Origin of the sequence: Taurinivorans muris, from assembly GCF_025232395.1 — a bacterium.
In the GTDB taxonomy this organism is placed as follows: Bacteria; Desulfobacterota; Desulfovibrionia; order Desulfovibrionales; family Desulfovibrionaceae; genus Taurinivorans; species Taurinivorans muris.
This window is the reverse complement of record NZ_CP065938.1, coordinates 1067322-1089089: the sequence shown is the minus strand read 5'-3', so window position 1 is coordinate 1089089 and position 21768 is coordinate 1067322. Positions and strand designations below refer to the sequence as shown.

General features: G+C 43.2%; 18 protein-coding genes. 11 read left to right on the top strand and 7 right to left on the bottom strand.

Annotated features, from left to right (window positions below):
• Positions 1 to 8: 8 nt before the first annotated feature.
• A complete protein-coding gene (locus JBF11_RS05115; protein ID WP_334314433.1) occupies positions 9 to 989 on the bottom strand; it encodes an aldo/keto reductase in 981 nt (326 codons plus the stop codon).
• 219 nt (positions 990 to 1208) lie between these two features.
• On the opposite strand from JBF11_RS05115, the gene JBF11_RS05110 reads away from it, so the two are divergent.
• From JBF11_RS05110 to JBF11_RS05090, 5 genes are all read left to right on the top strand, one after another.
• Positions 1209 to 2093 carry an AraC family transcriptional regulator gene (locus JBF11_RS05110; RefSeq protein WP_334314432.1) on the top strand — a complete coding sequence of 295 codons (885 nt, stop codon included), beginning with the start codon at positions 1209 to 1211 and terminating at the stop codon, positions 2091 to 2093.
• A gap of 104 nt (positions 2094 to 2197) precedes the next feature.
• Positions 2198 to 2707 (top strand): ferritin, encoded by a 510-nt coding sequence (locus tag JBF11_RS05105; protein WP_334314431.1) that lies wholly within the window; start codon positions 2198 to 2200, stop codon positions 2705 to 2707.
• A gap of 344 nt (positions 2708 to 3051) precedes the next feature.
• Positions 3052 to 3804 (top strand): hypothetical protein, encoded by a 753-nt coding sequence (locus JBF11_RS05100; RefSeq protein ID WP_334316297.1) that lies wholly within the window; start codon positions 3052 to 3054, stop codon positions 3802 to 3804.
• Positions 3805 to 3954: 150 nt separating this feature from the next.
• Positions 3955 to 5271, top strand: a complete 1317-nt coding sequence (locus JBF11_RS05095; protein ID WP_334316296.1) for a sodium-dependent transporter — start codon at positions 3955 to 3957, stop codon at positions 5269 to 5271.
• Between the two features lie 39 nt (positions 5272 to 5310).
• The gene (locus tag JBF11_RS05090; protein WP_334316295.1) at positions 5311 to 5868 is read left to right on the top strand and encodes a manganese efflux pump MntP; all 558 of its coding nucleotides are present in this window, start codon (positions 5311 to 5313) and stop codon (positions 5866 to 5868) included.
• A gap of 57 nt (positions 5869 to 5925) precedes the next feature.
• Here the strand turns inward: JBF11_RS05090 and JBF11_RS05085 are convergent, their stop codons facing one another.
• Complete coding sequence (locus tag JBF11_RS05085) at positions 5926 to 7806, bottom strand: heavy metal translocating P-type ATPase (protein WP_334316294.1); 1881 nt, start codon at positions 7804 to 7806, stop codon at positions 5926 to 5928.
• A gap of 27 nt (positions 7807 to 7833) precedes the next feature.
• The gene (locus tag JBF11_RS05080; RefSeq protein ID WP_334316293.1) at positions 7834 to 8106 is read right to left on the bottom strand and encodes a metal-sensitive transcriptional regulator; all 273 of its coding nucleotides are present in this window, start codon (positions 8104 to 8106) and stop codon (positions 7834 to 7836) included.
• A 289-nt stretch (positions 8107 to 8395) separates the two neighbouring features.
• Between JBF11_RS05080 and rpsL the strand changes: the two genes are divergently transcribed.
• The 4 genes from rpsL (at position 8396) to JBF11_RS05060 (ending at position 13211) form a co-directional block, all read left to right on the top strand.
• On the top strand, positions 8396 to 8767 hold the full coding sequence (gene rpsL, locus JBF11_RS05075; RefSeq protein ID WP_334316292.1) for a 30S ribosomal protein S12: 372 nt from the start codon (positions 8396 to 8398) through the stop codon (positions 8765 to 8767).
• Between the two features lie 78 nt (positions 8768 to 8845).
• Entirely contained in the window at positions 8846 to 9316 is a 471-nt protein-coding gene (rpsG, locus tag JBF11_RS05070) for a 30S ribosomal protein S7 (RefSeq protein WP_334316291.1), read from the top strand.
• A 7-nt stretch (positions 9317 to 9323) separates the two neighbouring features.
• Positions 9324 to 11399 carry an elongation factor G gene (gene fusA, locus JBF11_RS05065; RefSeq protein WP_334316290.1) on the top strand — a complete coding sequence of 692 codons (2076 nt, stop codon included), beginning with the start codon at positions 9324 to 9326 and terminating at the stop codon, positions 11397 to 11399.
• A 366-nt stretch (positions 11400 to 11765) separates the two neighbouring features.
• A complete protein-coding gene (locus JBF11_RS05060; RefSeq protein WP_334316289.1) occupies positions 11766 to 13211 on the top strand; it encodes a potassium/proton antiporter in 1446 nt (481 codons plus the stop codon).
• A gap of 62 nt (positions 13212 to 13273) precedes the next feature.
• Here JBF11_RS05060 and JBF11_RS05055 read toward each other — a convergent pair whose 3' ends face one another.
• Complete coding sequence (locus JBF11_RS05055; protein ID WP_334316288.1) at positions 13274 to 14668, bottom strand: SLC13 family permease; 1395 nt, start codon at positions 14666 to 14668, stop codon at positions 13274 to 13276.
• A 180-nt stretch (positions 14669 to 14848) separates the two neighbouring features.
• Here JBF11_RS05055 and JBF11_RS05050 point away from each other — a divergent pair, with 180 nt between their 5' ends.
• Both JBF11_RS05050 and JBF11_RS05045 read left to right on the top strand, forming a co-directional pair.
• Positions 14849 to 16297, top strand: coding sequence for an aryl-sulfate sulfotransferase (locus JBF11_RS05050; protein ID WP_334316287.1), 1449 nt, complete (start codon positions 14849 to 14851; stop codon positions 16295 to 16297).
• A 108-nt stretch (positions 16298 to 16405) separates the two neighbouring features.
• Positions 16406 to 17086 (top strand): Crp/Fnr family transcriptional regulator, encoded by a 681-nt coding sequence (locus tag JBF11_RS05045; protein WP_334316286.1) that lies wholly within the window; start codon positions 16406 to 16408, stop codon positions 17084 to 17086.
• An 85-nt stretch (positions 17087 to 17171) separates the two neighbouring features.
• Here the strand turns inward: JBF11_RS05045 and tpa are convergent, their stop codons facing one another.
• From tpa to JBF11_RS05030, 3 genes are all read right to left on the bottom strand, one after another.
• The gene (tpa, locus tag JBF11_RS05040) at positions 17172 to 18563 is read right to left on the bottom strand and encodes a taurine--pyruvate aminotransferase (RefSeq protein ID WP_334316285.1); all 1392 of its coding nucleotides are present in this window, start codon (positions 18561 to 18563) and stop codon (positions 17172 to 17174) included.
• Between the two features lie 78 nt (positions 18564 to 18641).
• A complete protein-coding gene (ald, locus tag JBF11_RS05035; RefSeq protein ID WP_334316284.1) occupies positions 18642 to 19760 on the bottom strand; it encodes an alanine dehydrogenase in 1119 nt (372 codons plus the stop codon).
• Positions 19761 to 20001: 241 nt separating this feature from the next.
• Entirely contained in the window at positions 20002 to 21753 is a 1752-nt protein-coding gene (locus tag JBF11_RS05030; RefSeq protein WP_334316283.1) for a sigma 54-interacting transcriptional regulator, read from the bottom strand.
• Between the last annotated feature and the right edge of the window lie 15 nt (positions 21754 to 21768).

Here is a 21768-nt window from a genome sequence, read left to right as displayed (position 1 = left end):
GATTTCTCCTATTTGATTAAAGCACCCAAATATACGCCTTTGATTTCAATATGGCTGAGCGCTTCGTTAAGTTTTGAAAGTTCTTCTTTTGACAGTTCGATATCAGCTGAATTTGTGTTTTCAATTAGTCTTGAAATTTTTGTTGTGCCTGGAATAGGAACGATGAAAGGACGCTGCGCCAACATCCAGGCAAGAGAAATTTGCGCTTTTGTGGCATTTTTTTCTTGAGCGAAGTTTTCTAGGAGTACCAGCAGTTCCTGGTGGGCGTCCATATTTTTGGGCTGGAATTGAGGGAGAAAACTTCTGAAATCCGTATCCTTATCAAATTGTGAGTCCTTTGTGTATGCTCCTGACAAAAATCCATTTGCCAAGGGACTGAAAGCGACAAAGCCGATATTTAATGTTTCGCAAACAGGAAAAACTGTTTCTTCCCAATTTCGTGCCATGATGGAATATCTGTTTTGTACGGTAGTCAAAGGGCAGATAGCATGTGATGTTTGTATTTGTTCCGCATTTGCTTCACTCATGCCCCAATGGGCGATTTTTCCTTCTTGGATTAATCGGGAAATTGTGTTTGCAACCTCTTCAAGCGGTGTTTTAGGGTCGACTCTGTGCTGATAATATAAGTCAATGCATTCAATGCCCAATCGTTTAAGGCTTGCTTCCACAGATTTTTTTATTGTTTCCGGTCTGCTGTCAGTAATGAGCGTTTTGTTTTCATTGGAAGCCAATCCAAATTTCGTGGCGATTTTCACTTTGTCTTTATACGGCTTGAGCGCTTTGCCCACTAAGAGTTCGTTGCCGTGCGGCTGGTCTGCCGACTGATACATTTCTGCTGTGTCAAAAAATGTTATTCCCAACTCTATGGCTTTATGAATTAATTTAATCATTTCTTTTTCATTTCGGGGAGCTCCGTAGGCATGATGCATGCCCATGCAGCCCAAACCGATGGCTGAAACTTCTAATTCCCGTAATTTTCTGTATTTCATTTTTTCCTCAATCGTATTTTGTTTTTAATATTATGGTGTATCCTTGATAAAACCTAAAGATCTGCCTCAATCATTTTCTTATCTAATTCTCTCGCTATTGAAATAAGACTTGAATGATGTCACATTTTATTCTATTATGATATGAGAATAAGAGAAGATTAATACGGAAAGGAATTTTGTCTTGCAGTATAAACTGTTTTATGTTTGGTCGGAGGGTTTATGCAATCCAAATACGAAATTATTCGGGATATCATTTTACGCAATGTTCCCGATGCGGGAAATTATCCTTGCTCAATAAAAGGTGTTCGGCTGGTACGCCGTGATAAATCTACCGACTTTGCCAAGTGTTTTTATAATCCGACGTGCATATTGGTTTTGCAAGGTAAAAAACATATACTTTATGGGAATAATCATCTTGTGTATTCCAAAGGGCAATGTGTGATTTCTTGCATGGATATTCCTGTGTCCAGCCGGGTTGTGGAAGCTTCGCCATACGAGCCTTTTGTCGTACTTATTTTGGAACTTGATTTCAATTTGATTTCACAGCTTATTATGGAAAGCAAACTGTCACATGCTGTTGATGATAATGAAAAATGCCTTGCTGTTATGGATACGGACGAAGCTTTGTTGGATGCTTTTTACCGTTTGGCATGTCTTATAGAAAAGCCCTATGATGAATTTTTGTCTTCTATCATTATCAAAGAGATATACTATAGATTGATCACGGGACCTTTGGGCAGTCAATTGCAGCTGATCAGCATGAAAGGAACCTATGCAAATCAAATTGTCCAAGCAATTGGTTACCTGAAAGAGAATTTTAAAGAAAAGCTGAATATTGAAGATGTTGCAAAACAAGTCAATATGGCACCTTCAACATTTTATCGGAATTTTAGGAGAGTGACACAAGTAAGCCCTTTGCAGTATCAAAAGCAGTTGAGATTATATGAAGCGCAGCGGCTCATGCTTTCCGGAGCATACAATGCGGAATCGGCTGCTTATGTCGTGGGATATGCCAGTGTAATTCAGTTCAGCCGGGAGTATAAAAAAATGTTTGGCAATCCGCCGAAGACGGACATAAAAATATTAATAACAGGTTGTCAATAATAATTATCAAAAATTATTCTTGACAATGTGTTGATTTGGTAACTATATATTTTTAATGATTAAAAAAGTACCAGGCTTGGTTTACTTTAAAAATAGGAGAAATTATGATGAACAAAAAATTGCAGAAAGCATTTAATGATCAAATCAATAAGGAATTGTATTCCGAATATCTTTATCTTGCCATGAAGATTTATTTCCAAGAACAAAATCTGCAAGGATTTGCGAATTGGTTTGATGTGCAAGTTCAGGAAGAACACGCCCATGCTATGGGAATGTTTGATTACATGAATGAACGGGGTGGAAAACTTCAGCTTGAAGCCATTGAAAAACCGGTTGTCGAAGGCGATACTCCCTTGACTATTTTTGAACATGTTCTTCGTCATGAAGAATTTGTCACTTCCCGTATCAACGCCCTTATGGACGTTGCGGAAGATGTGCGTGACCGCGCGGCGTTAAGCTTTCTTGACTGGTATTTAAAAGAACAAGTGGAAGAAGAAGCGAATGTCGGACGTCTGCTTGCGACACTCCGCCTTATCGGAGATGATAAGAAAGCTCTTTTCATGCTTGACAAAGACCTTGCTACGCGTACGTTTGTCGCTCCTATCATTGGCTGATGTCAATATTTTTTGCATAAATTGCCAGCATAGAAACCACTCGTTAGCGAGTGGTTTTTTTGTATTCGTAATATGTTGTTCTTATTGTAATAAATCTGTACATTGTGTTTTAGATAGGAAGAGGGATAGGAAAAAAACTGTCAATTTCTTGTGTTATCAATAAAAATGCGTTTGGCGCTCATAATTTTTCATGGCATTTTGAGCGAAAAGCGGAAAAATCACCTTTAGATTATTCTTAACAATTCACCCGAATGGGTTTATAAGATTGCGAAGATAGTTTCAGCGTGGTTTTTGAAATGGATTTTATTGTTTTATATAAGTTGCTTACAGTGCCCGTAGTGATTTTGATTACTACCTATTTGGTCAAACGCTGGGGGGCATTTGTCGGGGGAATATTCGCAGGGCTTCCCATTTTCTCCGGACCTATTTCTTTTTTTATCACCTATGAACAGGGAGCGGAATTTGCTCTCCTTGCTTCATATAACAGCTTGATCGGTTTGCTCGGCTGCACGGTAACGGCATTGGTTTATGCGTGGATTGCGGTTTTTGGGGGCAAATGGTGGCTTGCTTTGCCTTGCTCTGTTGCAGCTTATTTCTGTATCGGATATTTTTTGCATTATTTGCCTCAGTTTTCACCTTTTGTGATTTTGCTTGCCTGCGGTGCTTTTTTTATTGCGTCTTTGCTTTTGCCTCGCCCAAAGCTTGAAAGTTATAAGACAACACGGCCCCGTTGGATTATTTGGGTGCAAATTTTGTTTGGTTCTTTTATGGTTTATGGCGTGACAGAATCTGCTCATTTTCTTGGTCCGCAATGGAGCGGAAATATAAGCTGTTTTCCGATTATGATTGTGGTGATTGCTCCTTTCACGCATATTGCCAACGGCGTGTATACAACGGTTGCTGTTCTGCGCGGTTTTACGGCAGGTTGGCTCGGAACGGCTGTTTTTGCGTGCACTGTCATGCTGACTGTTTTGCACTATCATATCAGCTTTGTTTATATTTTAGCCGGCGGGCTTTCCTGCGCAAGCACGGTGCTTTATTCGCTTTTAGTGGTTTATGCCGGCAAAAGAATGAAAGGAAGCGTGGCGCTGTTCTGAGGGGATAGTCCATTGTTTTACGAAGTTCGGAGTTTTTTATTGATTTTTCTATAATATATTTGAATTATTGAATAAAAATAAAATTTTATTTCTGTACACAAAAAGGCGTTTTCATTATACTGAAAAAAGTATTACGTTAAAGAGGTTGTTATGGCGCAAATGGAGCAAAGGGATTCTTTCAAATCAAGAGTTGGGTTTATTTTGTCCTGTGTGGGATCTGCCGTGGGCATTGGGGCGATTTGGCTTTTTCCCTATCGTGTCGGAGAATTCGGCGGAGCTGTTTTTTTAATTCCTTTTATGCTTTTTACAGTTTTGCTCGGCTTGACCGGGGTTATTGCCGAAATGACGTTCGGACGCGCCATGCGGACCGGACCGCTCGGGGCGTTCAAAAAAGGTTTGCAGCAACGCAAAAAAGAATGGGGGAAATGGCTGGGGATTATCCCCGTGTTCGGTTCATTCGGAATTGCCATGGGGTACGCGGTTGTTGTGGGCTGGTTTTTGAAATATACCATTCAAGCCTTTACCGGAGCTGCTGTTTACAATGCTGACAGCACGGCTTTTTTCGTGCAGATTGCAGGGGATTATGGCAGTTTGCACTGGCATTTGATTGCCTCTTTGGCTTTGCTTTTGATTATGTTTGGAGGCGTGCAAAACGGTATTGAAAAGTTGAATAAAATACTCATTCCCGTTTTCTTTGCTATTTTCCTTTTTCTGGTGGTGCGTGTGGCATTTCTGCCCAATGCGCTTGAGGGTTATAAATTTTTGCTGACGCCTCACTGGGATATGCTTTTGGAACCGAAAGTGTGGATTTTTGCTTTGGGGCAGGCATTTTTCGCTTTGTCTCTGGCAGGGTCCGGAACATTGGTTTACGGCAGTTATCTTGATGAAAAAGTTGATATTTTTTATGTGGCGAAATATGTCGTCCTGTTTGATATTGCGGCGGCTGTTTTAGCTGTGCTTATCATTATTCCCGCTGTTTTTTCTTTCGGTATGGAGCCTGCCGCAGGACCTCCCCTCATGTTCATGGTTATGCCTGAAATTTTTAAACAAATTCCTTTGGGTTCGGTTTTGGCAGGGATTTTCTTTCTGGCTATTTTGTTCGCAGGTTTGACTTCCTTGGTCAACTTGTTTGAAACGCCCATTGAGGCACTGCAAAATGAATTTCGTTTATCGCGCAAGAGCGCCGTTTCCATTGTGGTGAGCGCCGGCTTTGTGCTTGGAATTTTTTTGGAAAACGGCGAAACGCTCGGGCTGTGGATGGATATAGTCAGTATTTATATTATTCCGCTCGGGGCGTTGATTGCGGGGGTGATTTTCTTTTGGGTCTGCAAGCCTGAATTTATCCGCGGGCAATTGCAGCTTGGACACGGCAAACCTGTCGGCGAAGCGTATGTCGCTTTGGGAAAATATCTTTTCTGCGGCTTGACGGCATTGGTATATCTTGTTGAAATCATAAGAAACATATAAATAATATGGTTGTGCCGGGCAGGCTTTTTTGGGTGTTTCATGAATTATTTCGAGCTGTTTCTTATTGCTGTCGGGCTTGCTATGGACGCTTTTGCCGTTTCTTTATGCAAGGGCTTGGAAATGAAACGGTTTCAATTTTCAAGGGCTCTTTTTTTAGGAGGATTGTTCGGGCTTTTTCAAGCGCTGATGCCTCTTGCCGGTTTTTATCTGAGCAAAAATTTCGTACAGCATATAGAAGGCTTTGACCATTGGATCGCGTTTCTTTTATTGGTTTTCATCGGCGGAAAAATGATAAAGGAAGCCCGCAGGGAAGAAGAAAACAGCGGCTTCAGTCTTGGAGAGTTGCTCGTGCTTGCTGTGGCGACAAGCATTGACGCACTTGCTGTCGGTGTGACGTTTGCTGTTCTTCCTAAGATTGATATTCGTTTTGCAGCCCTGAGTATCGGGGGTGTTACGGCTGTTTTGTGTGTTTTGGCTGTGGGGATCGGGCATAAATTCGGCACAAAAATCGGTTCAAAGGCGGAATATTCGGGCGGTATTATCCTCATACTCCTTGGCTGTAAGATTTTACTTGAACATTTAGGAATTTTTATCTGATTCGGCACACAAAAAGCGGGGTTTTTCCCCGCTTTTTTGTGTTATGGGTTGGAATGGTTAGCCAATTTTCTTGTCATACAGGCGGGCTGCGTTGATAATCACTAGAATTGAGCCGCCGTTATGGGTCAATGCTCCGATAACCGGACCGATTATGCCGAAAACGCCTAACAGGACTGCCAGAATGTTGATACCCAGCGCAATGGCTATGTTGAATTTGATATTGAAAACCGTGGCATTGGAAAGTTTTTTCAGATAGGCTACCTTGTTCAGGTCTTCGCCGATAAGGGCTATGTCGGCAGCTTCAATGCTGATGTCGCTTCCTGCCTGTCCCATGGCGATTCCCACATCGGCGATCTTGAGGGCTGGCGCGTCGTTAATGCCGTCGCCAATCATGCACACGGTATTGCCTTGCGTTTGCAGTTCTTGAACTTTCTGTACTTTTTCTTCCGGAAGCAGTTCGGCATGGATGGTGTCGATACCGATTTGTTTGGCGATAAAATCAGCGGTAATTTTGCTGTCGCCGGTGAGCAGGGTTGTTTTTATTCCTAAATTGTGCAGGGTTGCAAGGCTCGTTCGGGCTGAGCCGCGTATACTGTCGGCAAGGGCGACAATGCCTATGCATTCTTGGTTTTCCGCAACAAAAATAAGGGCTTTTCCTTGTTTGCGCAAAATAATCTCTTGTTCAGATAACTCGGCTGATATGGTGATATTGTTTTGTTTGAGATAGGCGAGCTTCCCGCAGCGGATGCGGGTGTTGGCAAGTTCATAGGAAACGCCGAGTCCTGCCTGCATGGAAAAACTGCCGTTTTGTTCAAGAGGTTGCGTTGAGGTATTATGGTAATGTTCCATGACGGCTTTAGCAAGAGGGTGTTCGGAGCGTTGTTCCGCTGTCGCGCATGTTTGCAAAACATGCTCTTTTGTCTGGTTCTTATTGGCAACAATATCTGTGACCGTGAGTTTGCCTGTGGTGAGCGTGCCTGTTTTGTCAAATGCGATTTGGTTGACGTTTCCCATGATTTCAAGCGCGTGTCCGCTTTTTACAAGAACGCCGTGTTTGCTTGCCTGTCCGATTGCCGCCATGATTGAAGTCGGCGTCGCGAGCGCCATTGCGCAAGGGCAAAAAACAACCAAAACCGTCACGGTGCGGATCAAATCGCCGGTAAAAACAAACGTTAATCCCGCAATGGCGAGGGCTATCAGAATAAGGCGAACCGCCCAAGTGTCCATAATTCTTTGAATGGGGCTGTTATTGGCTGAGGCTTCTTCCACAAGGCGCACCATTTTTTGCAATGAAGAGTTTTTGCTTTCATTGGTGCAGACAATATCGACAGAGCCGTGCAAGTTGAGTGTTCCGCAAAAAACCTCATCTCCTTGCGCTTTATCGATAGGCAGCGATTCGCCGGTAAGAATCGCCTGGTTCACGCTTGTGCTGCCGGCAAGTATTTTTCCGTCCACGGGAATCTGTTCCCCCGGAAGAATGCGGATGATATCGCCATGTTTTACGTTTTCAGCGGGAATTTGTTCCGTTTTGCTGTCAAGAACACGTCTTGCCATGCTTGGGACAAGACTTATCAGTTTTTGTATGCTTGTTTTTGTCTTGGCAAAGGTTCTATCCTCTAAAATGGCTCCGAGCGCCATAATCCACGCGACTTCGGCTGCTGCGAAAATTTCGCCTATGGCAAGGGCGGAGATTATGCCGATGGAGATAAGCACGAGGGACGTTATCTTTTTATAGAGTACCAAGTATTTTATGGCGAAAAAGAGAATGGGGCTGCCGGATATGGCTATTGTCAGCCAAATAGGGTCAAAAGGCAGGGTGATTTCCAAAAAATGCAAAGCAATGCCCATGGCAAGGAAAATTCCGCTGACAATGGTCGCTTTTTCACCATATAGGATATTGAACACTGTGTTTGCTTTTTCATAAAATTTTTTGAACATGATTTACTCCGATTAATACATATCGCCTTAACCAAGCCTTGAAAACTGCTCGATCACGGAACTCAATTTCTTAAGTACTTCTTCTTCGTTGCCTTGGCGTATTTCATTGAGAACGCAGTGTTCAATGTGGGACTCGAGGAGCTGCTGCCCTGTTTTGTGCAGGGCGGATTTTGCCGCACTGATTTGAATAAGGATTTTTTCACATTCGCCGTCTTCTTCAATCAGCTTTTTTATGCCGCGAATCTGTCCCTCGATTTTATTCAGTCGGGTGATAAGGGCTTTTTCATTGGTGCAGTTCATAATTTCCTCCGAATGATGTTTTGTATGGATATACCTTATACCACTATATGGTATTAAGTCAAGAAAATTTTCTTTATAACTGCATTTGGTTTAATGACCGATGAAAAGGAAAAAATCCGCAGCAACAGCTTTTTGAACGGGGCTGTTTTAAAAAAAGTGTTTTGCCGGAACGCATTTTTGCATGAATAATTTAAAAATTAATTAACGGAGTATAGTGCTTGACAAAAGTATAAAATAAACCTAATAATTTTTGTTCGGTTTATTGTGTTAACTTTTAATGGAGGAAATTATGCCTACTATCAGCCAATTGGTTCGTTTTGAACGCACAAAGGTTGTAAAGCGTAAAAAGACCCCTGCATTGCAAGAATGCCCGCAGCGCCGTGGCGTATGTACCCGTGTATATACCACCACCCCTAAGAAGCCTAACTCAGCTCTTCGTAAAGTTGCCCGTGTGCGTTTGACCAATGGTATTGAAGTGTCTGCTTACATCCCCGGTGAAGGCCACAACCTGCAAGAACACAGTGTTGTTATGATCCGCGGCGGCCGTGTAAAGGACTTGCCCGGTGTCCGTTATCACATTGTGCGTGGTACTCTTGATACCGCAGGTGTTGCCGATCGTCGTCAACGTCGTTCAAAATACGGCGCGAAACGTCCAAAATAATAACTTTTTTTCGTGTACTGCTACTCGATGGCGCGGTGGTTCCGTGTTGTCGTTGGAGTAATGTATGGAGGAATCACCATGCCCCGTAAAGGTCCAGTTCCCCGCAGGGAGATTTTACCTGATCCGATTTTCAACAGCAAGTTGGTAACCCGTTTTGTAAACCGTCTTATGTATGACGGTAAAAAAGGTCCTGCTGAATCTATTTTTTATAATGCAATTAATTCGTTAGCGGAAAAAACAGGCGAAGAAGCTATCAAAGCTTTTGAAAAAGCCATTGAAAATGTAAAACCGCATGTCGAAGTCAAATCCCGCCGTGTCGGCGGTGCCAACTACCAAGTGCCTGTTGAAGTTCGTGCTGAACGCCAAAGCTCACTTGCTATCCGTTGGCTCATTACTTATGCCCGTGCCAGAGGTGAAAAAGGCATGACCAATAAATTGGCTGCCGAACTTCTTGATGCTTTCAATGGCCGCGGCGGTGCAGTGAAGAAAAGAGAAGACACGCACCGTATGGCTGAAGCTAACAAAGCATTTGCACATTTCCGTTGGTAGGTCGCCTATGTCACGTACATTCCAAATCAAAGATATCCGTAATATCGGTATCATGGCTCATATTGATGCCGGTAAAACGACTACTACCGAACGTATTCTTTTCTATACCGGTGTATCACATAAAATCGGTGAAACCCACGACGGCGGCGCTACCATGGACTTCATGGAGCAGGAACAGGAACGCGGTATCACCATCACTTCCGCTGCAACCCAATGCACATGGAAAGGACACACCATCAATATCATTGATACTCCGGGACACGTTGACTTCACTATCGAAGTGGAACGTTCCCTGCGTGTTCTTGACGGTGCCGTTGCAGTTTTTGACGCGGTTGCCGGTGTGGAACCCCAATCCGAAACCGTATGGCGCCAAGCGAACAACTACGGTGTTCCCCGTATTTGTTTCATCAACAAAATGGACCGTATCGGCGCAAACTTTTTCCGTGCCGTGAACATGATTCATGAACGCCTCCGTGCCAAGCCCATCATGCTGCAGCTTCCTATCGGCAAAGAAGACCTTTTCGAGGGCGTTGTCGATCTTATTACCGGAAAAGCTATTAAATTCGATAAAGAAACCAAAGGCGCGGACTTCTGGGAAGAAGACATTCCGGAAGAAATGATGGCGCTTTATAATGAAAAACGTCAGGAAATGCTTGAATCAGTCGCGGAAGAAGATGAAGAACTTCTCAATAAATATCTTGAAGAAGGCACTTTGTCCGTTGAAGAAATTGAAACCTGCGTTCGCAAGGCTACGATTTCCCAAGCCATTGTTCCGGTTCTTTGCGGCACAGCATTCCGTAATATGGGCGTGCAGCCGCTTCTTGACGCCATTGTCAAATATTTGCCTTCACCTCTCGATATTCCGCCTATGAAAGGCTGCAATCCCGATAATGAAGAACAAGTGCTGGAATGCGTAGCCGACGATAAGAAACCTCTTGCAGGTTTGGTGTTCAAACTTGCCGCCGACCCGTATATCGGTCACTTGTCTTTCTTCCGTATTTATTCCGGCGTTGTCGAACCCGGAATGAGCGTTTTGAACGTAAATACCGGAAAGAAAGAACGTGTCGGCCGTATCGTCCGTATGCACGCCAACAAACGTGACGAAATCAAATGGGCCGGCGCAGGGGACATTGTCGCTCTCGTAGGTCTTAAAAACGTCGCGACCGGTGACACGCTTTGCGACGAAAGCTTGCCTGTGAAGCTTGAATCCCTGAATATTCCGGAACCTGTCATTGAGCTTGCCATTGAGCCGAAAACAAAAGCTGACCGTGATTCCCTTTCACAAGCTCTCAATAAGCTTGCGAAAGAAGACCCTTCATTCCGTGTAAAAGGCGATGAAGAAACAGGACAAACCGTTATTGCCGGTATGGGTGAACTCCACCTTGAAATCATTGTTGACCGTTTGCTTCGCGAATTCAACGTGCAGGCGAATGTCGGCAAACCGCAGGTTGCTTACCGTGAAACCATCACGAAACAAAGCAAAACCGATACCAAATATGCAAAACAATCCGGCGGACGCGGTCAATACGGTCATGTTGTGCTCGAAGTCGAACCAAATCCGGGAGAAGGCTATGAATTTGTCAACTCTATCACCGGCGGGGTAATTCCGAAAGAATATATTCCTGCTGTTGACAAAGGTATTCAAGACGCCTTGAAGAGCGGTGTTCTTGCAGGCTTCCCGGTAGTTGACGTAAAAGTCAACCTTGTGTTCGGTTCTTACCACGAAGTCGACTCATCTGAACAGGCTTTCTATATTGCCGGCTCCATGGCTATCAAAGACGCAATGCAGAAAGCTGCTCCTGCGCTTTTGGAACCGATCATGGACGTTGAAGTCGTAACCCCTGAAGATTACCTCGGTGATGTTATGGGGGATTTGAACGGACGCCGCGGTCGCGTGCAGGGTATGGAAGCGAGAGCCGGCGCCCAGTCAATCCGCGCCCAAGTTCCGCTTTCTGAAATGTTTGGTTATGCTACGGACCTTCGTTCAAAAACCCAAGGCCGTGCGACATTCACCATGCAGTTCGACCATTACGAAAAAGTGCCCGCAAGCATTTCAGATACCCTTATTAAAAAAGACGCATAAGAAAATTCTTTATGTATCAGATAAAAAGGCTGTCATTTTTGACAGCCTTTTTTTTGTCGCATCGGCATTATATGCCATTAGGGCGTGCTTGTTCTGTACCGTGCTGTTTTTCCCTATGCGGTGAGCAGTAGTGGAGTTTTTGCCGCTTCATTTCCTATGGCATAAGAACATGGCGGAATACATTTCAATATGGTTTGCAGATATGACAGCCAAATCCGCATTGATTGTTCACTGCGGTTTTTGTTTTATGTCTTGTCAGAAAAACAATATTTTTTCTTATTTACATTAAGTGTGAAAATTTATATATTAATCATGGAAAACTTACATATTTTTTCGTTTTGTGAGGCTGCATACATGAATTTTACTATGGAAAACATCCTTTTTTTGGGTTCCGTCCTTATTTTTTTAAGTATTCTTATGACGAAAGCAAGCCATAAACTGGGCATACCCACCTTGCTGTTATTTTTGTTTTTGGGCATGATTTTCGGAAGCGACGGATTGGGGCTGCATTTTTATAGTGTCGAGCAAGCGCAATTCATAGGGATTGTCGCCTTGAGCATCATTTTGTTTTCCGGCGGCATGGATACGCAGATAAAGCAAATAAAACCCGTTTTGGCACAGGGCGTATTGCTTTCAACTTTTGGCGTGGTTTTTACGACTGTTTTTACGGGGTTATTCATTTTTTGTTTGTTTCAGCTCGATATTATTCCCATCACATTGACTTTGGCTACCTCTTTTTTGCTTGCCGCAACCATGTCTTCAACCGACAGCGCTTCTGTTTTTAATTTGCTGCGTTCACAGCAAATGGAATTGAAAGCCAACTTGCGCCCCATGCTTGAGCTTGAAAGCGGAAGCAACGACCCTATCGCCTATATGTTAACTATCGCTTTGATACAGTATATCGTCGACCCTGAAACCATATCCGGTTTCGGTGTTTTTCTGCGTTTTTTGGTACAATTTATCGTAGGCATTGGGTTCGGGATTTTGAGCGGCTTTGGCATGGTTAAACTTTTAAATACCATTAATTTGAAAAATACCATGCTGTATCCCTTATTGCTTTTGGTGCTGGTTTTCATCACAAGCACGGCGACGGTGTATTTTAATGGAAACGGATATTTGGCTGTTTATTTGGCGGGAATAATTTTTGGAAACAGCAAGTGTAAATTCAGACGGGAAATCAATACGTTTATGGATGGGGTCACATGGCTTTTTCAAATCGTGATGTTTCTTGTTCTGGGATTATTGGTCAATCCCCATGAGATGTGGCAAGTCGCCGTTTTCGCCCTTGTCATCGGCATATTCATGATGTTCGTTTCCCGTCCGCTCAGCGTGTTCATTTGTTTGTTTCCTTTTAAAGGAATGAGCAATAAGGCGAAACTTTTCGTTTCCTGGGTAGGGCTCAGAGGAGCCGTTCCGATTATTTTCGCCACCTACCCAATGGTGGCGGGTGTTGATTATTCAAACCAGCTTTTCAATATGGTTTTTTTCATCACGTTGGTATCGCTCATTTTTCAAGGTATGACAATTTCCCGAAGCGCCGTTTATTTTGATTTGAAAGATGAAAATGAAATTATTGAAAAATCGTTTGATGTGGAATTATCGGAAGATATAAATTCTGTTTTGAAAGAAGAATTGGTGCGTAACGACTTGGCAGGAAAAAAATTGTCGGAAATAAAAATGAAGCAGGGCATGCTTGTCATGCTCATAAAACGGGATATGAAATATCTCATTCCCAACGGAAGCACCATTTTGCTCGAGGGGGATAAATTGCTGATTATTGAAGAAACAAATGAAAAAAGCGGGAAAGAATAAAAAGAGTGAAAATGGAATAGAGCAAAAAAAGGCGGCATATGCCGTCTTTTTTTAGATGAGGATCAGATTCCAAGCATCGGCCATACAATATAGGAAGAAATTAAAATACCTATGGTTACCAAGAATAAGCGTAAGCCCATGATAATGATGACGTGCCTAAGCTTGATATAACCGGTCGAGAACATAAGAAGCGCCGGCGCAAGTTCGTAAGGCAGAATGAATTGGTCAAGCCCGTAAAGGAAGCTGTAAAGAGTGGGTTTGATTGTCATGCCCAAGTCCACGGCGATTTGCGCCATCGGAACACTGAGGGACGTGGCTGCCGCAACAGGAGTAAGCAGGAAATTTGCGATAACTCCCACAAAGTAAGCGAATAGATTTGCAAGTGCGCCGTTTTCAATGCTTTGTAAAACAGGCACGATTTTGGAAGATAACCAAGCAGGTATGCCGAGTGTTCCGGCAACAAAGCCGATAGCCATACAGCCGACAATGAAGAATAAAATGGAGAAGTTTACTTTTTCAATGTCGCTGCATTCAAACGTGCCGAATAAAGGGGTAAATCCCAAAAAGACTGTAAACGCGAATAAATAGTAACCCGGTAAATGATGTAACGGTTCAAAAACAAATCCTGCCAAGGCAAGAAGGGAAAGAACAAGGGCGCGTTTTTCAAGTGCGCTCATTTTGCCGAGTTTCTCCAGTTCTGTTTTTGCCTCCGAGATGCATTTTCGGATATGGGGGGTGAGGGCTTTGTTTCCGAAGAAATAAAGCAAAGTAATGCCGATAATGATATGGACAATGCAATAGGCGGCGTTTTCAATCCAAAATCCTATCCAGCTGAATTCAACACCCATATCCTTAACCATGAGCAAACCGATAATTCCCGTATTGTTAGGCAAATACATGGCGGAAGAAATTGCTCCGCCAAAGAACGCCCCCATAATAATGGTACTTGCTTCCTTGGAGCCTTTTTCAAGGTTGAGGCTTTGGCAGATACTTGTTGCGATTGTCATGAATAAGATAAGAACGGTGATAATATCGGGGATAAGGGCGCTGATAATAACCCCCGCAAGAAAAAAGGCAATAAGCAGTTTAAGCGGGGTTTTAGCGACTTTTGAAAGAATTAAAAGGGCGATACGCTGCGCAAGGTTGGATTTTTCCATTAAAATACCGATGAGCATGCCGCTTAAAACCATCCATGGAATAGGTGCCAGCCAACCGCTAAAGACGACATCAGGCGTTGAAATTCCGGAAATGATATAGAACATGAGCAGAGTGAGAATCGCAACAACCATGCTGACAAGTTCAAAAGCAAATAAGCTCAGCGCGAGGGCGCTGCTGAACCAATAGAGGTTAAGCTTCGTATTTTCAGGGTCATAAAATAAAAACGTGACAAATCCCGCTATTGCAAAACATACGAGCCATTGCCTCCATGTTTTTATGGTGCATTCTTCTGTGAACATACTGCCTCCAAAAATATTGTTTACACCAGTATAAAAGAGAACATGTTAAATTCTGCACAAAATGGTGCATTTTTGGAAAGCTTTTCTTAATTTTATTTGTTTTTTGCACCATATGGTGCATTATTTTCTTATTTATCGGGTATGATGAGTTAAAATAAAATTTCACAAAAGGAGAATGATATGGGATATCCAACCGTTTATCCAACCGGCGTTTTGCGTTACAATCCTGAAAAGGCATGGAGCGGTTATACGATCATGCCTTTGCATAACCTCGGTTCACTGCTTATCGATATGAACGGACGCGAAGTCCGTTTATGGAAACATTTCGAGGGCTTTCCGACGAAAATTTTTCCTGACGGAACAATTTTGGCAAGCTCCGGGGTGAGAAATCCAAAATATGGCTTGCAGGATCAGCGTGACCTTGTGCAAATTGATTTTGACGGCAATATCCAATGGAAATGGAATAAAGCGGAATATATCGATGATCCGGGTGAGGAAGCGGCATGGATGGCTCGCCAGCATCACGACTTCCAACGCGACGGCAATCCAGTCGGATATTATGTTCCCGGTATGGAGCCGCAAATCGACGGCGGAAATACTTTGATTTTGGCGCATAAGGAAGTGCATTGCCCGTATATTTCGGAAAAACCACTGCTTGACGATGTCGTGTATGAAGTGGACTGGGACGGTGATATTGTTTGGGAATGGAAATGTTCCGACCATGCGGAGGAAATGGGCTTTTCGCAGGAAGCGCTCAACGCCATGTGCCGCAATCCCAATTTCAGAGGCGGGTCTTTGGTGGAAGAAGCTCCGAGCGTCGGCGATTGGATGCACATCAATTCCATGTCAAAGCTTGGACCCAATAAATGGTATGATAATGGTGACGAACGGTTCAATCCGGAAAACATCATCATGGACGGGCGTGAAAGCAACATTATCTTCATCATTGACAAGAAAACGGGCAAAATTGTCTGGAAAGTCGGTCCTGATTACAACAGCAGCCCGGAATTGAAAAAACTCGGCTGGATAATCGGACAGCACCATGCGCATATGATACCTCGCGGTTTGCCCGGTGAAGGGAATATTTTGGTTTTTGATAATGGCGGCTGGGCTGGATACGGAGCGCCGAATCCGGGCGCTTCGGACGGAACGAAAACAGCGATCCGCGATTATTCCAGGGTTCTTGAGTTTGACCCGGTCACTTTGGAAATCGTATGGCAATGCACGCCAAAGGAAATGGGTTTTCTCATTCCTCTTGACGCGTGCCGTTTTTACAGTCCTTTCATCAGTTCCGCCCAACGGCTGCCCAACGGCAATACGCTCATTACGGAAGGTTCGGACGGCAGGCTGATTGAAGTCACAAAAGAGTATGAAATCGTTTGGGAATATGTTTGCCCGTACTTTTCAGATGATGACAATATGAATTATATTTACCGCGCTTACCGTGCTCCTTATGAATGGGTGCCGCAGCTGCCGAAACCCGAAGAGCGGGAAATCGCAGCTTTGGATAAGACGACATTCCGCGTGCCGGGTGCGGCGCCTTTGGGAGTTGAAAAGGAAGTTCAGGTCGAGGGAACCGTTGAACCGTACAAAGGCATTGCCGGGCATTGCATAGCCAATGCGGAGTAGACTTCAAGAGAAAAAGCAATGAGGTTTCAATAAGAAAGCAGGGTAATTCCTGCTTTTTTATTTTTCTTTTTTAAAAAAAGATGATAGGTTTTAAGAAAGGAAAAATGTATGGAAAAGAATGATGATTTGCAAAAATTTGTTCCTGTTTATGAGTTGAACGGGGTAAATCAAATTTGGGAAAAATTGCTTTTTAAGGGAATAAAAAAGAATTATTCCAAAGGAAGCGTCATTGAAGGCAATAAAGATATGTTCGGGTATCTTTACCGTGGAAAAATCAGGCTTTCCGCAATTACCGCCCAAGGCAAGGAACGGATAATTCTTTATATGAAAAACGGCTGTATCTGCACGGAAATCAATTTGTTTCATTCCTATCACAATATGTATTCAGCCGAAGTTTTGGCGATGACCGATTGCATCATTTATTTCTTTCCAAAAGAAATGCTCAGCGATGTCGAATTTACAAAGCAATATCCGGAACTTATCACCAATTTGGTCAAATCGTTATCGTATAAAGCCGGGGCTTTTTTTTCACAACTCAGCGAAAAAACAGAATTGACGTTCATAGCGCAGTTATGCAGGTTTTTATACCGCCAATACTTGCAGGCGGGCAGCTCGACATTTAAATTCGGTTTTTCGCAGATTGAATTGGCTCTTATGTTCAATATCCACCGCAATACCTTATGCAGAGGAATAAGTTTTTTGCGCAATGAAGGCGTTATCGGAAAGTGTACGAAAAATTGCCTGGAAATTACTGATTTGGGCAGATTGGAAGAATTGGCGCAGTTATAAGTTTATATGCGTGTTTCATTGCCTGCATTAAAATAAAAAAGGTGGCGGAAGCCACCTTTTTTATGAATTTGCCAATAACAAATTATTATTTGCAAACTTCTGCAAAAGCTTTGTCAAGAGCTGCAACGATTTGGTCAATATCTTTCGTTGTAGCGATAAGAGCAGGGCTGAAGCAGAGTGTGTTATTGAACTTCTTGAATGAACGGGAAGTTTTACCGATGATAACACCTTGTTTCATGCAGTTGGCAACAATTGCGCCGCAAACTGATTCGTCAACAGGTTCTTTTGTTGTACGGTCCTTAACAAGTTCCATACCGCAGAACAAACCTTTGCCGCGAACATCGCCGATAACGCTGTATTTATCTTTGAGTTCGTTAAGTTTACCCATGAAGTATTCACCAACTTTGGCGGTGTTTTCAAGGAGATTTTCTCTTTCGATGATTTCGAGGTTTGCAATGGCTGCCGCAGGACCGGAAGTACATCCGCCGAAAGTGGAAATATCACGGAAATAGCTTTCACGGTCGCTAGGTTCTGCAATAAAGTCTTGGAATACTTTTTCAGTTGTAACTGTGCAGGAAATAGCAGCATAACCGGAAGCAACACCTTTAGCCATGGTTACGATGTCCGGTTGTACATCGAAGTGTTGGTAACCGAACCATTTACCAGTTCTACCAAGACCGCAGACAACTTCGTCGATAATGAGAAGAACGTCGTATTTTTTGCAGATAGCGGAAACTTTTGTGAGGTAATCTTTCGGAGGAACAAGAACACCGCCGCCGGCAGTGATAGGTTCAACGATAACGCCGCCGACAGTGTCAGGACCTTCTGCCAAAATAACTTTTTCAAGTTCGTTGGCAAACAATTCACCGAGTTTCGGATCGCTTGGGTCAAGACCGTAAGGGTTGCGGTAGCAGTTAGCTGCAGGGAAAGAAACGAAACCTGGAGTGAACGGACCGTATTGTTCACGGCGTTCTTCCTGTCCGCAAGCGGAAAGGGTTGTGATTGTCGTGCCATGGTAGTCACGGTCACGGTAAATGATTTTGTTTTTCTTTCCGCCATGTTTCAAAATAGAAATTTGACGAACGATTTTGAATGCTTTTTCGTTGGCTTCTGAACCGGAGTTGGAAATATAAACACGGCTCATGCCAGGCATTTTGGAAATAAGTTTTTCAGCGAAAATAGCGGTTGGGGTGCTGCCGAAAGAGTTGGCAAAGTAGCAGAGTTTTTTCATTTGTTCTGCAACAGCGTCAACAATTTCTTCACGGCCGTAGCCAACGTTAACGGTCCAAACACCGCCGGAAACAGCGTCAAGATATTCTTTGCCTTTGATATCGTATACGTGCATACCTTTGCCGTGGTCGATAATCATCGGGTCGGAATTTTCAAAAACTTTGTGTTGGGTAAGGTGGTGCCATACATATTTTTTATCAAGAGCAATAACTTCTTCAGCTGAAAGTTCTTTTTTGCAGCAAGCCATAATAAATCCTCCAAAAGGAAATGATTGTTATAAGAAAAGTCCATAAGGGAAAAATTCCCTTATGGACATAAAGTTTTATTAAAGCACTTCGCTCAAAGCGTGGCATTCCATACCGAATTTGTCGGCAACGCCTTTGAAGAATACTTTACCTTCGTGAGTGTTAAGACCTTTAGCAAGAGATTCGTTAGCTTTGCAAGCTTCTTTCCAGCCTTTGTTAGCAAGTTGTACCATGTAAGGCAATGTTGCGTTTGTAAGAGTAAAGGTGGATGTACGTGCAACAGCACCAGGCATGTTGCCTACGCAGTAGCAAACAACGCCGTTGAACATGAAGGTTGGGTTGTCGTGGCTTGTAGCGCCGTGTTTAGCTGTTGTTTCAACAGCACCGCCTTGGTCGATAGCAACGTCAACGATAACTGAGCCGGGTTTCATTGTTTTAACCATAGCTTCGGTTACGAGTTGTGGAGTTGCTGCGCCAGGAATAAGAACAGAACCAACAACAACGTCAGCTTCTTTCACTGCATGGGCAATGTTCAAAGAGTTTGAGAAGATGGTTTGGATTTGGTTGCCGTAAAGGTCGTCGATTTGGCGGAGACGGTCGATGTTGTTATCAATGATGGTAACTTTAGCGCCCATGCCGACAGCAACTTTAGCAGCGTTGAAACCAACAACGCCGGCACCGACTACTACGAAGTTAGCAGCAGGAACACCAGCGGTACCGCCCATGAGCAAGCCCATGCCGCCTTCTTTCTTTGTAAGAAGGTTTGCACCAACTTGAGCAGCCATACGACCTGCAACTTCTGACATAGGAGCGAGAAGAGGAAGCACGCGGGTTGGGAGCTGAACTGTTTCGTAAGCGATAGCTGTTACTTTTTTGCTGATGAGCGCTTTAGTAAGTTCAGGTTCAGCAGCAAGGTGAAGATATGTGAAAAGAACCATTCCTTCGCGGAAATATTGGTATTCAGGTTCAAGAGGTTCTTTTACTTTAACAACCATGTCACCGCTCCATGCTTCTTTAGCGGTATTAACAATGGTAGCACCTTGTGCAGTATAGTCAGCGTCAGCAATACCGATAGCGGTACCGGCGTCTTTTTCAACTAAAACTTTGTGACCTGCGTCAACAAGAGCTCTAACGCCGGCAGGGGTAATACCAACACGATATTCTTGGTTTTTAATTTCTTTTGGAACACTAACAATCATGTTTTTTCTCCTAAAATTTATTTTTTTTGAAAATATATAAACAGGAAATCTGTTTATCTAGCTTTACCTTATATAGCAATTCTTGTTCCAAAAATCGCTTTTAAAATTTTTATTTTTTTATTATGTTGAAAAGTTTAGAAAAAAAATATTTTTTGCCTAAATATAAAATTCACAAATGAAAAAGAACAAAGTGTAAAAAAACTAAATAATGCATTTTTGACTTGCTTTTTATTCTGAAATTTTAATCGGAAATTTTTATTCCGAGATGTTTGGCTTTCCGCACAACGGTTGACTGGCTTATGCCGAGTTTTTTCGCCGCCTTATAGGTGCTGCCTTCCTGGATGAGGGTTTCTTTGATCATGGAATATTCCAATTCGAAAATAGCTTCCTCAAGGGGCTTGTCATTAACGTTGATAACGGAGGTATTGGCGTTTTCCGTTTGCTTTTCCGGAAAGACATAAGGATGCAAATCACAAGGGCGTATGATGTTGCCTTCGGTCATGGCTGCCAGATATTCAACGGCGCCGCGCAGTTCCCGCACGTTTCCGGGCCATGTGTAGGAGGAAAGAATGAGCAGTGTCTTGGGAGCGAAGCTTTTAATCGTGTTAAGATGTTTGCAGGCGTCAGCCAGAAAAGATTTCGCAAGCTCCGGAATGTCTTCCTGACGCTGCCTTAAAGGGGGGATATTAACATTTAATATATGTAAACGGTAAAACAGGTCTTCCCTGAATTCTTTGCGTTTGACAAGTTCTTCCAAAGGCTTGTTCGTCGCCGCGATAATTCTTACATCGATATTGACCAAGGAAGTGCCGCCGACCCGGTAAAATCCGTAATTATCAAGCACATGCAGAAGCTTTGCCTGCATGGGGAGGGGAAGTTCGCCAATTTCGTCCAAAAGCAGGGTGCCTTTGTCCGCCTGTTCAAAATAGCCTTTTTTCCCTGCCGGGTCCGCATTGGTGAACGCGCCTTTCTCATAACCGAAAAATTCGGCGTCTATGAGTGTTTCCGCAATAGCGGCGCAGTTTATGGCGATGAAGGGCTTATCCTTTCTGGCGCTGTTTTCATGGATAAAAGAAGCCGCTATGCTTTTCCCCGTTCCGGTTTCGCCGAGGAGCAAAACGGAAGAATTTGATTTCGCAACTTTTTTCAATTGTTCCAAACAGTTTTGGAATGTTTTGCTTGAGCCTATGTATTTCGAGTTTTTCTCGTCTTTTTTAAATTCCCCTTTATACTGCTTCAAGGTTTGTTCCGCATCCACGACTTTCTTATGCAAATCGTCGTATTCCGTCATATCGCGGATAAGGGCGATAACTTTTTGCACGTTTCCGTTTTCGTCCAAAATGGGCGTGCTGGTATTGAGGCAATGCTTGCCATTGGAATAATCGTCGAACTGCGTGACGATTTTTTTTTGGGCTAAAGCGTCCAATGTCACGCAATTGGTGAATTTTCCCTGAATCATCGGAACTGTGACGTGTTTTCCGATGACGTCCCGGGAATTGATGCCCGCAATGCGTTTTAAGGCTTTATTGGCATAAAGCGTTATTCCGTTTCCGTTGATAATCCAGATACCGTCGTGGATGGAGTCGAGAATGACCTCGAAATCATGCAGCAGCAGCTCATACCGTTCGTTTTTCTGATGAGGCATTTCCAGCCAGAAAAGAGTGATAAGCGGTTCGTTTGCCGCGGCTGCCGTGCTGTTTTGAATTTTTTTTGTGAAATAAAGAAAATTTCTGTGTTCAATGGAAAAATTTTTAACGGTATCGTCAAAAGAAACCTGCTTTTCGTCATTAGGAAAGAGCACATTCGACTTTTTGAATAATTGCGGCAATTCTTTGCCGATTATCTTGTTTTCAGCCATATTGAAAAATTTTACGGCGTTTTTGTTTATTGCCAAAATTTTGTTTGTTTCCTCATGCAATAAACAGGCGCAAAGGCAAACGGGCGTTGACTGCAATATTTGTTCAAAAAATTCTTGATAGGTGGTTTCTGACATAACATTCCTAATTAC

What these genes read in the sequence shown, in the direction of transcription:
- rpsG (WP_334316291.1), top strand. Translation starts at nt 8,846, where the DNA reads ATGCCCCGTAAAGGTCCAGTTCCCCGCAGGGAGATTTTACCTGATCCG.
- JBF11_RS05110 (WP_334314432.1), top strand. Translation starts at nt 1,209, where the DNA reads ATGCAATCCAAATACGAAATTATTCGGGATATCATTTTACGCAATGTT.
- JBF11_RS05030 (WP_334316283.1), bottom strand. Translation starts at nt 21,753, where the DNA reads ATGTCAGAAACCACCTATCAAGAATTTTTTGAACAAATATTGCAGTCA.
- fusA (WP_334316290.1), top strand. Translation starts at nt 9,324, where the DNA reads ATGTCACGTACATTCCAAATCAAAGATATCCGTAATATCGGTATCATG.
- JBF11_RS05115 (WP_334314433.1), bottom strand. Translation starts at nt 989, where the DNA reads ATGAAATACAGAAAATTACGGGAATTAGAAGTTTCAGCCATCGGTTTG.
- JBF11_RS05090 (WP_334316295.1), top strand. Translation starts at nt 5,311, where the DNA reads ATGAATTATTTCGAGCTGTTTCTTATTGCTGTCGGGCTTGCTATGGAC.
- ald (WP_334316284.1), bottom strand. Translation starts at nt 19,760, where the DNA reads ATGATTGTTAGTGTTCCAAAAGAAATTAAAAACCAAGAATATCGTGTT.
- JBF11_RS05055 (WP_334316288.1), bottom strand. Translation starts at nt 14,668, where the DNA reads ATGTTCACAGAAGAATGCACCATAAAAACATGGAGGCAATGGCTCGTA.
- JBF11_RS05105 (WP_334314431.1), top strand. Translation starts at nt 2,198, where the DNA reads ATGATGAACAAAAAATTGCAGAAAGCATTTAATGATCAAATCAATAAG.
- rpsL (WP_334316292.1), top strand. Translation starts at nt 8,396, where the DNA reads ATGCCTACTATCAGCCAATTGGTTCGTTTTGAACGCACAAAGGTTGTA.
- JBF11_RS05050 (WP_334316287.1), top strand. Translation starts at nt 14,849, where the DNA reads ATGGGATATCCAACCGTTTATCCAACCGGCGTTTTGCGTTACAATCCT.
- JBF11_RS05060 (WP_334316289.1), top strand. Translation starts at nt 11,766, where the DNA reads ATGGAAAACATCCTTTTTTTGGGTTCCGTCCTTATTTTTTTAAGTATT.
- JBF11_RS05045 (WP_334316286.1), top strand. Translation starts at nt 16,406, where the DNA reads ATGGAAAAGAATGATGATTTGCAAAAATTTGTTCCTGTTTATGAGTTG.
- JBF11_RS05080 (WP_334316293.1), bottom strand. Translation starts at nt 8,106, where the DNA reads ATGAACTGCACCAATGAAAAAGCCCTTATCACCCGACTGAATAAAATC.
- JBF11_RS05095 (WP_334316296.1), top strand. Translation starts at nt 3,955, where the DNA reads ATGGCGCAAATGGAGCAAAGGGATTCTTTCAAATCAAGAGTTGGGTTT.
- tpa (WP_334316285.1), bottom strand. Translation starts at nt 18,563, where the DNA reads ATGGCTTGCTGCAAAAAAGAACTTTCAGCTGAAGAAGTTATTGCTCTT.
- JBF11_RS05085 (WP_334316294.1), bottom strand. Translation starts at nt 7,806, where the DNA reads ATGTTCAAAAAATTTTATGAAAAAGCAAACACAGTGTTCAATATCCTA.